Raw genomic sequence first — 12,007 nt, 5'->3', positions numbered from 1 at the left:
TCAATTTCCCAAGTCCTGGATAACGTATGGCCGACTCTCTGCCGCCCGATTCCCCTCGCACCGAACCCGGTTTTCCGCCGCCTGGCGGGCGTCCGCCCACCGGTGGCGGTGCGGTCCGCGATCCCCATGAGGTCAGGCCTTGGGAGCGCGAGATGCTGGAAAAGGTCTTGATGGCGGGTATCCGCGAACAGCGGGCGGCGCGCCGGTGGAAGATTTTCTTCCGGCTGCTGATTCTGGCGATCATCGCGTTCGCCGTCTGGTCGATCTTCGATTTTGACGGCGGCAGTACGACGTCGGCCGGATCGGCCTCGGGCAAGCACACCGCGCTCGTTTCGCTGAGCGGTGAGCTTTCGGCGGACGGTCAGGCCAGCGCGCAGAAAATCAACGCGGCACTGGAGTCGGCGTTCGAAGACAAGTCGGCTGCCGGAGTGATTCTGCGGATCAACAGCCCTGGCGGCAGTCCGGTACAAGCCGGCATGATCTACGACGACATCACCCGTTTGCGCACGAAATATCCTAAGAAGCCGATTTATGTCGTCGTCGAGGAAATGTGCGCTTCGGGCGGTTATTACGTGGCAGCGGCGGCCGACAAGATTTACGTGGACAAGGCGAGCATCGTCGGGTCCATTGGCGTGCTGATGGATGGTTTCGGCTTTACCGGCCTGATGGACAAGCTGGGCGTGGAGCGCCGTCTGCTGACGGCGGGCCGCAACAAGGGCTTCCTCGATCCGTTCTCACCGCAGACGGATCAGCAGAAGACGTACGCCCTCGACATGCTTGAGCAGGTGCACCAGCAATTCATCGGTGCGGTCAAGAAAGGGCGTGGCAACCGCCTGAAGGACGATCCGGATCTGTTCAGCGGCCTGTTCTGGACGGGGCAGCGTTCCGTGGAGCTTGGGCTGGCGGACGGTCTGGGTACGGTCGATTCGGTGGCTCGCGACATGCTCAAGGCGCCCGATCTCGTCGACTACACCGTCAAGGAGAATCTGCCTGAGCGCATGGCGCGTCGCTTCGGTGCGGCCGTGGGCACGGCAGCCATGAAGACGATGCTCATGGGCACTGCCTTGACAATGAAATAATGCGGTTTTCGCCTGATCGATGGCGAAGATGCCGGTAATAGACGCAAAACCCCACGGAAATTCGGATGTCCGTGGGGTTTTTGTTGGTTGTTCGGTTCGGGCTGTTATTGCGCCAGAAACAGGAAGATCGCGGGCCGTTTGTGCAGATCGACGCTCGCATGCGGCCAGCCTTTTACGCGGTGCGCCACGATTTGCTCGCCATCTTGCGTGACATCGACCGCCACGCACAGCAATGTCGAGGCGTCGCAGCTTTGCAGCAGCGCGTCGAGCATGGCTTTATTGCGATAGGGCGTTTCGATGAAGATCTGCGTCTGCTTTTCCTTGCGCGAGCGCTGTTCCAGTTCTCGCAGACGCTTGCTACGCTCGCCCGCATCGGTCGGCAGGTAACCGTGGAAGGCGAAGCTCTGGCCGTTCAGGCCGCTGGCCATCAGGGCGAGAAGAATCGAGCTGGGACCGACGAACGGTACGACCCGGACGCCCTTTTCGTGGGCGCGTCGCACGAGCAATGCGCCCGGATCGGCCACGGCCGGACATCCCGCTTCCGACACGAGGCCGCCATCTGCGCCGGCGAGAATGGGCGCGAGCAGGGCATCGATCGCCGCGTTCGGCGTATTGACGTTCAGTTCGCGGATGTCGATTTCCTGAATCGGGGTGCTCACGCCCACCAGCTTCAGGAACGCGCGCGTGCTTTTGGCCTGTTCGCCGACGAAATACTTCAGGCCGGCGGTCACGGCGCGCACTTCCTCGGGCAGCACGGCCGGCAAGCCGCCGCGGGTGTTCGTGCCGAGAGTGTTGGGGATCAGATACAGCGTGCCGCTCATGCCGTCGCTCCGTTCAGACCGGGGCCCGGAAGGGCGATGCCGACCTGCATCAGCATCGTCGTCAGGGCGATCAGGGGGAGACCGATGAGCGCCGTCGGATCGTCGTTTTCGATGGTTTCGAGCAACATGATGCCCAATCCTTCGGATTTGGCGCTGCCCGCGCAGTCGTAGGGCGTTTCGGCATGGAGATAGGCGGCGAGCACGTCGTCAGGCAGATCGCGGAACTTCACGCGTGTGACGACGTCTGTGGCTTGGCTCTGAGCGGTGCGGGCGTCGTGGACACAAAGCGCCGAGTGGAATTCGACGACTTTGCCGCGCATGTCGCGCAGTTGCGTCATGGCATTCTCGAAATTCCCGGGCTTGCCGATCTGGCGACCCTCGAAGGTGGCGACCTGATCGGAGCCGATGATGACGGCGCCCGGATGGCGGATCGCCACGGCCTGTGCCTTTTCGCGCGACAGGCGCAGCGACGTCTCATGGGGCGTTTCGCCGGGAATGGGGGTTTCGTCGATGTCCGGAACATCGACCGAGAACGGCAAGCGCAGGCGCTCCAGCAGTTCACGGCGATAGCGCGATCCGGAGGCCAGGATCAGCGGTGGCAGGGGCTGTACGGTCATCGGGTTTAAGTGTTTGACGAGAAACGAAAAACTATTTAGAATTCACGGCTTTTGCAATCTGGCGCTCGGTCCCGCCAGTCTGCGCGATACCGATTCGAACGCTCGAAAGTGGCGTCGGATCAAGGCGCTGCGAGTGGCAGGGGACGTTGAAATGCGGCCAGATGCGCCAAGGCAAGGATGAGCGTGATGAACGAATATATCGTCGATCTGTTCGAATTCGCGCGTACCGGCCGGGTGGCGGAAGGTGACGTGCAACTTGCGGCATTGCCGCGCATGGTAACCGAAGTGCCTGCCGAAGTCTCGGCATCGGGGCGTGCGCAGGGCATGTTCCACTGGCGCGCCGAAGGTTCGGAAAAGCCGGTGCTGCGCGCGGATGGCAAGCCGACCGTGGTGCAGTTTCTGACGCTCTCGGTCGAAGGGCCGATGTGGCTCGAATGCCAGCGCTGCCTGACACCGTACGAAGCGCCGCTCGCCTCGGAAACGACTTTCGAGATCGTGCACGACGAAGCGGCCGCGGAAGATCGTCCGCTCGACGAAGATGAACTCGAAGCGCTGGTCGGCTCCAAACATTTCGATTTGCGCGAGTTGATCGAAGAAGAATTGCTGTTGGCTTTGCCTATCGTCCCGAAACATGAGGTTTGTCCGAGTGTTCACGATAGTCTGGCCACCGGTAGCGACGGGTTGGCGGAACCGCCCCCGGCACCGGAAGAAGAGGATAAGCCGTCTCCGTTCGCGGCGCTGGCAGCGCTCAAGCGCTCGCCGGACAAGGACGGAAAGTAATGTGCGGCCGGATTTCCGGCTCACCAAAGTACATGTTTGCGTTAGTCGCACAGGTCGGGCCGACAGGCCGACACCGTAGGGCGGCGCTCGAACTGTGTTAAAATTTCGCGATATTTTGAGGAGTTATCATGGCCGTTCAACAGAACAAGAAGTCGCCGTCGAAGCGCGGCATGCACCGTTCGCACGATTTCCTGACCGCACCGTCGACCGCCGTCGAACCGACGTCGGGTGAGACGCACCTGCGTCACCACATCTCGCCGAACGGTTTCTACCGTGGTCGCAAGGTCATCAAGACCAAGAACGACTAATTCGGCCCTCCAGGCGATACGCGCCCATCATGGCGCAGTTTGATCGTCCGATGTGGCAAAAGCGGCACTCATCCTGCCGCTTTTTTTGTTACCTGTACCGCAAGCCAATCACGTCGACATGACAGTCACCCTGACGATCGATTGTATGGGCGGAGATCACGGCCCATCGGTGACGGTGCCGGCTGCGGTTCGCTTCGTGCAATCTACCGACGATGTCGAACTTGTGCTGGTCGGGCAGCAGGAGATCATCAACGCGCAGCTCGCGAAGTTGCGTGTGACGGATCACCCGCGCCTGTCCGTCGTCAATGCGAGCGAAGTCGTCGCCATGGACGACTCCGTCGAGACCGCGCTGCGCAAGAAGAAAGACTCTTCGATGCGCGTGGCACTCAATCTGGTCAAGGAGGCGCGCGCGCAGGCTTGCGTGTCCGCCGGCAATACCGGCGCGCTGATGGCCGTTTCCCGTTACGTGCTCAAGACGCTGCCTGGTATCGAGCGCCCGGCGATTGCCACGGTGCTGCCGAATCAACTGGGCGGCTACACGACGATGCTCGATCTGGGCGCGAACGTGGACTGCGAGCCGACCCACCTGCTGCAATTCGCCGAGATGGGCCATGCGCTCGTTGCGGCGGTCGATGGCAAGGAGCGTCCGTCGATCGGTCTGCTCAACATCGGCGAAGAAGTCATCAAGGGCAACGACGTCATCAAGCAGGCAGGCGAGCTGCTGCGTGGCTCGACGCTCAACTTCTACGGCAACGTGGAAGGCAACGACATTTATCGCGGCACGACCGACATCGTCGTATGTGATGGTTTCGTCGGCAACGTCGCACTCAAGACTTCCGAAGGCCTGGCGCAAATGCTCGGCGACATGATCCGTGAAGAGTTCACCCGCACCTGGTGGACGAAGGTGATTGCCGTCATTGCGCTGCCGATTCTTACCCGCTTCAAAAACCGCGTCGACCATCGTCGTTACAACGGCGCTGCGTTGCTCGGGTTGCGTGCGCTCGTCATCAAGAGCCACGGGTCCGCCGATGCCTACTCGTTTGAGTGGGCCATCAAACGCGGCTATGATGCAGTTCGCAATGGCGTGCTGGACCGTTTGTCGCGCGCCATGCAAGAGAATCAGAACCAGCTCCAGGACACCAAGCCGGTGAGCGCCATTCCGGCGCTCTGAAACCGGTGCCCGCCCCGGTGCGCTAACCGATCATAAGATGACCCAGTCCGCGATTTATTCCCGTGTCATCGGCACCGGCAGCTATCTGCCGGCACGACGCGTGACCAATCAGCAGTTGGCAGACGAGCTTGCCGCCCGAGGCATCGAGACGAGTGACGAGTGGATCGTCGCGCGTACCGGCATTCAGGCACGTCACTTCGCCGCGCCCGACCAGACCAGCAGCGACATGGCGGTGGAAGCCGCCAGGCGCGCGCTCGACATGGCCGGATTGAGCGCCGACCAGATCGACCTGATCATGGTCGCCACGTCGACGCCGGACTTCGTGTTCCCCAGCACCGCCTGCCTCGTGCAGAGCAAGCTGGGCATCACGAACGGCTGCGCGGCGTTCGACATTCAAGCGGTCTGCTCGGGCTTTGCCTATGCAATGGCGACGGCCGACAACTTCATTCGCTCGGGCGCGTATCGCAACGTGCTCGTGATCGGCGCCGAGACGTTCTCCCGCATCCTCGATTTCAATGACCGTACGACGTGCGTGCTGTTCGGCGACGGCGCCGGCGCGGTCGTGCTGCAAGCGTCCAGCGAGCCGGGCATTCTGTCGAGCGCCTTGCATGCGGACGGTAGCCATTCGAACATCCTCTGCGTGCCGGGTAACGTAAATGCCGGTGCGGTTCAGGGCGAAGCGTTCCTCTATATGGATGGTCAGGCGGTGTTCAAGCTGGCCGTCAAGGTGCTCGAGAAGGTGGCTCACGAGGCCCTCGAGAAGGCCGGGCTGGAGGCGGAGGCAATCGACTGGCTGATTCCGCACCAGGCCAATTTGCGCATCATGACGAGTACCGCACGCAAGCTGGACGCCGAAGCGAAGATGGTCGTGACCGTCGACCAGCACGGCAACACCTCTGCGGCTTCGATTCCACTCGCGCTCGACGTCGCGGTTCGCGATGGCCGCATCAAGGCGGGGCATAACGTCATGATCGAAGGCGTGGGCGGCGGTTTCACGTGGGGCGCGGTGCTGTTCCGCATGTAACTTTCCCGGCGCGGGAGCGCCGTGCGAACCGGCTGCGCTCCCTTGAGCGCGCGGTTCGTGGCGAGGCTCTCGTGCGCGTTATGTCGGCGCGCGACTATGCGCCGACATGTTTCTGAATCTGACTGCAAAACCAGGCGCTATGACATTCGCTTTCGTTTTCCCGGGACAAGGCTCCCAATCGGTGGGCATGCTCGACGCGTTCGCAGATAACGCGGCCGTGCGCGAAGTGCTCGCCGAAGCTTCGGACGCCCTCGGGCAGGACGTGGCCAAGCTGATTGCCGCTGGCCCGGCCGAAGATCTGAATCTGACCACGAACACTCAGCCGGTGATGCTCACCGCCGCCTACGCGATGTACCGCGCATGGCTGGCCGACGGCGGCGCCAAGCCGGCATTCGTCGCAGGTCATAGCCTCGGCGAATACACGGCGCTGGTCGCCGCAGGTGTGATCGCATTCAAGGACGCCGTGCCGCTGGTGCGCTTCCGCGCGCAAGCCATGCAGGAAGCGGTGCCGGTCGGGCAAGGCGGCATGGCTGCTGTGCTCGGTCTGGACGATGACGCTGTGCGCAACGTCTGCGCCGAAGCGTCGGTCGCAGGTGTGGTCGAGGCGGTCAACTTCAACGCCCCGGCGCAGGTCGTGATCGCTGGCGCGAAAGCTGGCGTGGAGAAGGCTTGTGAACTGGCCAAGGCTGCCGGCGCGAAGCGCGCGCTCGTGCTGCCGGTGTCGGCGCCGTTCCATTCGTCGCTGCTCAAGCCGGCGTCGGATCGTCTGCGCGAGTATCTGGCGAACGTGACGTTTAACGTTCCGCAGATCCCGCTCGTCAATAACGTCGATGTGGCCGTCGAATCCGACGTGGCCCGCATCAAGGATGCGCTGGTGCGTCAGGCTGCCGCGCCCGTGCGCTGGGTCGAATCGGTGAAGTGGCTCGCCGCGCAAGGCGTGACCCAGGTCGTCGAATGCGGTCCCGGCAAGGTGCTGACTGGCCTGACCAAGCGCATCGACGGCAATCTCACGGGTTTGGCGATCACGGATCCGGCGTCGCTCGCCGATGTGCGCGCCCAACTCTCGTAAGCTATAGCAAGGGTATTTTTTTCATGAGCAAGCAACTCGACAACCTCGTGGCTCTGGTGACGGGCGCCTCGCGCGGCATTGGCCGCGCCATCGCTCTCGAGCTCGCTCGTCAGGGGGCAACGGTCGTGGGTACCGCCACCAGCGAAGCCGGCGCGCAAGGAATCGACGCCTACTTTGCGGAAGCCGGCGTTGCCGGTAAGGGCATTGTCCTGAATGTGACCGACCCCGAGGGCGTGGCCGCAGCACTGGACGACATCCTGAAGCAACACGGCAAGCTCGACATTCTCGTCAATAATGCAGGCATCACGCGCGATAACCTTGCGATGCGCATGAAGGACGACGAGTGGGACGACGTCATCGACACGAATCTGAAGGCGATCTTCCGTCTCTCGCGCGCGGTGATCAAGCCGATGATGAAGGCTCGCAGCGGCCGGATCATCAATGTGACGTCGGTTGTCGGTTCGGCCGGCAATCCGGGGCAAGCCAATTACGCTGCCGCCAAGGCGGGCGTTGCGGGCATGTCTCGCTCGCTGGCCGCCGAAATCGGCAGTCGGAACATTACGGTCAACTGCGTTGCCCCCGGCTTCATCGATACGGATATGACGAAGGCGTTGCCCGAAGCGCAGCAAGACGTGCTGAAGGCGCGGATTCCGCTTGGCCGACTCGGTGCGCCGGAAGACATCGCAAATGCGGTGGCGTTCCTTGCGTCCCCGCAGGCTGGCTACATCACCGGCGTCACGCTGCACGTGAACGGCGGCATGTTCATGAATTAAGGAAGATGTGCGCGGATATGTGGAAATTGCACGTATTTGCGCGACATTGAACATTATTTGGCGCATGCTAACTTTGCTTGGCAAACCTGTTAAAATGCGCGCACTTGTCTGAACTAACTACCCCGGAGGGTTTGAATGGATAACATTGAGCAACGCGTCAAGAAGATCGTCGCGGAACAACTTGGCGTGGCTGAAGCCGACGTTAAGAACGAATCCAGCTTCGTGAACGATCTCGGCGCTGACTCGCTCGACACGGTTGAGCTGGTGATGGCTCTGGAAGAAGAGTTCGAGATCGAGATCCCGGACGAAGACGCAGAAAAGATCACCACCGTGCAGCAAGCCATCGATTTCGCCCAGGCTCAGTCGAAGGCCTAATACGCCTACGGATCGCCTGACTGGCCGGGATGCCGACCGGCTCCTGGCGTCAGGCCTGCCTGTCAGCCGCAGGGAGCGCAGGGTCGGACCTTGTCGCCTCTGTGGCTTTTGTTTTGTATGACCCAGCAGAAGAAGGGGAGTATCGTGAGTCGTCGTCGCGTCGTCATTACCGGTCTGGGCCTGATCTCGCCGGTCGGCAACACCGTTGCCGAGGGTTGGGAGAATCTGGTCGCAGGTCGTTCGGGCATCGCCAACATCACGAAGTTCGATGCGAGCAACCATAAGGTTCGCTTTGCAGGCGAAGTCAAAAACTTCGATACCGAGAAGTATCTGTCGGCCAAGGAAGCGCGCCGCATGGATACGTTCATCCATTTCGGCCTTGCAGCCGGCATTCAGGCGTTCGAAGACAGCGGCCTGCAAATCACCGCAGAGAACGCCGAGCGCGTCGGGGTGCTGGTCGGCTCCGGCATCGGCGGCCTGCCGATGATCGAGGATACGCAGACCGATCTGCTCAATGGCGGTCCGCGCAAGATTTCCCCATTCTTCGTGCCGGGTTCGATCATCAACATGATCTCCGGCCATCTGTCCATCAAGTACGGTCTGAAAGGCCCGAACCTCGCCATCGTCACGGCTTGCACGACCGGTCTGCACTGTATCGGTCAGGCAGCGCGCATGATTCAGTATGGCGATGCGGACGCAGTGCTCGCCGGCGGTGCCGAATCGACGGTGTCGCCGCTGGGCATTGGCGGTTTTGCCGCGATGACGGCTCTGTCCACGCGCAACGACGACCCGGCGACGGCGAGCCGTCCGTGGGACAAGGATCGCGACGGTTTCGTGCTGGGCGAAGGCGCTGGCGTGATGATGGTCGAGGAGTATGAGCACGCCAAGGCGCGCGGCGCGAAGATCTATGCCGAGATCAAGGGCTTCGGCATGAGCGCGGACGCCTACCACATGACCGCGCCTTGCGAAGATGGCGACGGTGCGCTGCGGGCCATGACGAACGCGCTGCGCGATGCCGGTATCAACGCTGATGCCGTCAATTACGTGAACGCACACGGCACGTCGACGCCGCTGGGCGATATCGCCGAGACGGTCGCGGTCAAGCGCCTGATGGGCGATGCAGCCAAGAACGTCGTGGTGAACTCCACCAAGTCGATGACTGGCCACTTGCTGGGCGGCGCCGGCGGTCTGGAGTCGGTGTTCACCGTGCTGGCCGTTCACCATCAGAAATCGCCGCCGACGATCAATATCTTCAATCAAGACCCGGCTTGCGACCTCGATTACTGCGCAAACACGGCTCGCGATATGAAAATTGATGTCGCGTTGAAGAACTCTTTCGGATTTGGCGGGACTAACGGCACGCTGGTCTTCCAGCGCGTCTAAGTTCGCGGGACGCCGCGCAGGCGTCCCGTCCCGCTGACCCACGCTCCGGTGAGTGTGCCCGGGCGTGCGGCGTCAAAGACACTTCCAGCTACGGTGGCGATTGCCGCCGTGGTGCAATCGGGCCCGACCGGGGCCTGGCAGGCCAGAGAAAATACGGATCCATATCAGGTGAGTGAACGAGAAATCGACCAGGCGCTCGTTGAGCGCGTGCAAAAGGGCGACAAAGCCGCCTTCGAGCTATTGGTCGCGAAATATCACCGCAAAATCATCCGCCTCGTATCGCGGCTCGTGCGCGACGCCGCCGAGGTCGAGGATGTGACGCAGGAGGCCTTTATCAAGGCCTACCGCGCCTTGCCGCAATTTCGTGGCGAGTCGGCGTTCTATACCTGGTTGTATCGTATTGCTGTCAACACGGCGAAAAACCACCTGGCAACGCAGGGACGCCGTGCACCGACTTCGACTGAAGCGAACGCTGAAGAAGCGGAAACTTTTGCCGAGGCCGATCAACTAAGGGATATCAACACGCCTGAGTCGATGCTGATGAGCAAGCAGATTGCTCAGACGGTCAACACAGCGATGGAGGCTTTGCCCGATGAACTTCGGACGGCGATCACCCTGCGAGAAATCGAGGGTCTGAGCTACGAAGAGATCGCCGAAGCCATGGGGTGCCCGATCGGAACGGTCCGTTCGCGAATTTTCCGGGCGCGTGAAGCGATTGCCAGCCGGCTGAGGCCGCTGCTGGACACGCCTGACGGTAAGCGCTGGTGAGCGCGCCGCCGGGAAAGTTATTTTCGTTGGGGGATATCATGGGATCAGCGACGGTGCAAACGCAGCGGGGGCTGCAAGCCGAGCGGATTTCCGCGTTGATGGACGGGGAATTCGATCCGGACGAACTGGCCGCCCTGCTGGACGAGGCTGACACCTCGGGCCGGCCTCTGTGGGACGACTACCACCTGATCGGGGACGCATTGCGCTCCGATGAATTGACGCTGCCGCGTTCGGAGTCTGCCTTCATGGCGTCCTTCGCAGCGCGTCTCGACGCTGAGCCGCACCTGCTCGCACCGGCCGCGCTGGCTGATGCGCAGGCTGTGGCCGCGCCGGATGCGAAAGCTGCCGGCTCGCGCGTTACGCGTATCAATCCGTTCCTGCGGGTGCGCCGCGTTCTGCCGACGGCTGCGGCCGCTGCGGCCGTCGCTGCGCTGTCGTGGGTCGTGGTGCCGCGTTTGCAGGACCACCCGGCCGGTGGCGCACAACCGCAGGTGCTCGCTCAGGCGGCTCCCGCAGCCGGTGGCTCCAGCCTGACGCGTGTGGCGCTCTCGCAGCAACCCCAGGCCGCCGTGGCTGCCAACGGCGCCGCCACCGGCGGGCCGAACGATCTGATCGTGCTGCGCGATGCGCGTCTCGACCAGTATCTGGCGGCTCACCAGCAATACGCACCGGCCCCTATCGGCCAGAGCGTTTCCCCTTACATGCGAGCCTCGGCGCAAGCGGACGAATAAATGCAGCGCCTGAGTATCGAATCCTTGCCGCGTGCGCCCATCGGGCGCACTTTCTTCCTGTTCGCTTTCCTGTTGGCGACCACGCTGCAAACGCAGGCGTGGGCCCAGGCGTCCGCGCCGTCCACCGATCCGTTGATCGAGAAGCGTGAAGTCAGCGCCTGGCTCAACAAGATCCACCGCGCGGCGCAGACGCAGAACTACATCGGCACCTTCGTCTACCAGCGTGGCTCGACCATGCGTTCGTCGAAGATCAGTCATTTCGCCGATAAGGGGAACGAGTACGAAGAACTCGAAACGCTCGACGGACGTCAGCGCCGCATTCTTCGTCAGAACGACGACGTCTACACGCTGATTCCCGAGCAGAAGACCGTTTTCCAGGAAAAGCGCGAGAGCAAGGATTCTTTCCCCGCGTTGCTCGCCACGCCCAATCGCGACGTACTCGACTATTACGCACCGAAGCTGCTGCCGAACGAGCGGATGGCGGGCTTCGACTGCATGGTGATCGAGCTTTCGCCGAAGGATGAGTACCGTTTCGGGTATCGCCTGTGGGCCGATCGCAATACCGGCCTGTTGTTGCGTGCGCAGACGCTCGACGCGGAAGGTCATCTGCTGGAGCAGGCGGCGTTTTCGCAAATTTCGATCGGCGTGCCGAACGACAAGGCGCGCGTCGTTCACGCGATCCAGGCGACGCACGGGTGGCATGTCGTCAAGCCGCAAATCGCCTCGACGCGGCTGTCCGATGCCGGTTGGAGCATCGACGTCGACAAGAAGGTGCCGGGATTCAAGGCTGTGCGCGAAGTGCGCCGCACGATGCGTTCTTCGGCGGACAGCAAGCCGCTGGAAGTCCAGCAGGTGGTATATTCCGACGGCATGGCGGGACTTTCGGTGTTCATCGAGCCGGCCACGCGTGAGCGCAAGGAAGGCCACGGTAGCGCGGGGGCGACGAACATCCTCATCAAGCGCTATGGCGACTTCTGGCTGACCTTGCTCGGCGAAGTGCCGCAGACCACTCTGCAACAATTCGCCTCCAGTATCGAGTACAAACAGCCGGCGAAGTGACCGGCTGTCGGGTGGGCCGCGACCGGTAACGGCGCGGTCCGGGTAGCGA

General features: G+C 62.2%; 14 protein-coding genes. 12 read left to right on the top strand and 2 right to left on the bottom strand.

Annotated elements, in window-relative coordinates; all coding sequences use genetic code 11:
* The first annotated feature begins 26 nt into the window (after window positions 1-26).
* Window positions 27-1,079 (top strand): S49 family peptidase, encoded by a 1,053-nt coding sequence (locus PCA20602_RS02030; RefSeq protein WP_150719740.1) that lies wholly within the window; start codon window positions 27-29, stop codon window positions 1,077-1,079.
* A 104-nt stretch (window positions 1,080-1,183) separates the two neighbouring features.
* On the opposite strand, the gene PCA20602_RS02025 is transcribed toward PCA20602_RS02030, so the two are convergent.
* Window positions 1,184-1,900: an SAM-dependent methyltransferase gene (locus PCA20602_RS02025; protein WP_150719739.1), complete on the bottom strand. Its 717-nt coding sequence runs from the start codon at window positions 1,898-1,900 to the stop codon at window positions 1,184-1,186.
* Window positions 1,897-2,517 carry a Maf-like protein gene (locus PCA20602_RS02020; protein ID WP_150719738.1) on the bottom strand — a complete coding sequence of 207 codons (621 nt, stop codon included), beginning with the start codon at window positions 2,515-2,517 and terminating at the stop codon, window positions 1,897-1,899. Before PCA20602_RS02020 ends, PCA20602_RS02025 begins: the two co-directional genes overlap by 4 nt.
* A gap of 177 nt (window positions 2,518-2,694) precedes the next feature.
* Here PCA20602_RS02020 and PCA20602_RS02015 point away from each other — a divergent pair, with 177 nt between their 5' ends.
* The 11 genes from PCA20602_RS02015 (at window position 2,695) to PCA20602_RS01965 (ending at window position 11,958) form a co-directional block, all read left to right on the top strand.
* Window positions 2,695-3,297, top strand: coding sequence for a DUF177 domain-containing protein (locus PCA20602_RS02015; RefSeq protein WP_150719737.1), 603 nt, complete (start codon window positions 2,695-2,697; stop codon window positions 3,295-3,297).
* Between the two features lie 128 nt (window positions 3,298-3,425).
* A complete protein-coding gene (rpmF, locus tag PCA20602_RS02010) occupies window positions 3,426-3,605 on the top strand; it encodes a 50S ribosomal protein L32 (RefSeq protein ID WP_023594409.1) in 180 nt (59 codons plus the stop codon).
* A 118-nt stretch (window positions 3,606-3,723) separates the two neighbouring features.
* Window positions 3,724-4,776: a phosphate acyltransferase PlsX gene (gene plsX, locus PCA20602_RS02005; protein WP_069342291.1), complete on the top strand. Its 1,053-nt coding sequence runs from the start codon at window positions 3,724-3,726 to the stop codon at window positions 4,774-4,776.
* A 37-nt stretch (window positions 4,777-4,813) separates the two neighbouring features.
* Window positions 4,814-5,800 (top strand): beta-ketoacyl-ACP synthase III, encoded by a 987-nt coding sequence (locus tag PCA20602_RS02000; protein WP_150719736.1) that lies wholly within the window; start codon window positions 4,814-4,816, stop codon window positions 5,798-5,800.
* Between the two features lie 139 nt (window positions 5,801-5,939).
* The gene (fabD, locus tag PCA20602_RS01995) at window positions 5,940-6,869 is read left to right on the top strand and encodes an ACP S-malonyltransferase (RefSeq protein ID WP_150719735.1); all 930 of its coding nucleotides are present in this window, start codon (window positions 5,940-5,942) and stop codon (window positions 6,867-6,869) included.
* Window positions 6,870-6,892: 23 nt separating this feature from the next.
* Window positions 6,893-7,642: a 3-oxoacyl-ACP reductase FabG gene (gene fabG, locus PCA20602_RS01990; RefSeq protein WP_150719734.1), complete on the top strand. Its 750-nt coding sequence runs from the start codon at window positions 6,893-6,895 to the stop codon at window positions 7,640-7,642.
* Window positions 7,643-7,777: 135 nt separating this feature from the next.
* On the top strand, window positions 7,778-8,017 hold the full coding sequence (gene acpP / locus PCA20602_RS01985; RefSeq protein ID WP_069342266.1) for an acyl carrier protein: 240 nt from the start codon (window positions 7,778-7,780) through the stop codon (window positions 8,015-8,017).
* Between the two features lie 144 nt (window positions 8,018-8,161).
* A complete protein-coding gene (gene fabF, locus PCA20602_RS01980; protein ID WP_150719733.1) occupies window positions 8,162-9,400 on the top strand; it encodes a beta-ketoacyl-ACP synthase II in 1,239 nt (412 codons plus the stop codon).
* Window positions 9,401-9,568: 168 nt separating this feature from the next.
* The gene (gene rpoE / locus PCA20602_RS01975) at window positions 9,569-10,168 is read left to right on the top strand and encodes an RNA polymerase sigma factor RpoE (RefSeq protein ID WP_010805230.1); all 600 of its coding nucleotides are present in this window, start codon (window positions 9,569-9,571) and stop codon (window positions 10,166-10,168) included.
* A 38-nt stretch (window positions 10,169-10,206) separates the two neighbouring features.
* On the top strand, window positions 10,207-10,899 hold the full coding sequence (locus PCA20602_RS01970) for a sigma-E factor negative regulatory protein (protein ID WP_242558286.1): 693 nt from the start codon (window positions 10,207-10,209) through the stop codon (window positions 10,897-10,899).
* Window positions 10,900-11,958: a MucB/RseB C-terminal domain-containing protein gene (locus PCA20602_RS01965; protein ID WP_150719731.1), complete on the top strand. Its 1,059-nt coding sequence runs from the start codon at window positions 10,900-10,902 to the stop codon at window positions 11,956-11,958. It abuts the gene before it with no gap.
* The last annotated feature ends 49 nt before the right edge of the window (window positions 11,959-12,007 follow it).

The organism is Pandoraea capi, assembly GCF_902459735.1.
Classification (GTDB): Bacteria; Pseudomonadota; Gammaproteobacteria; order Burkholderiales; family Burkholderiaceae; genus Pandoraea; species Pandoraea capi.
This window is presented reverse-complemented; position numbering and strand designations above follow the sequence as displayed.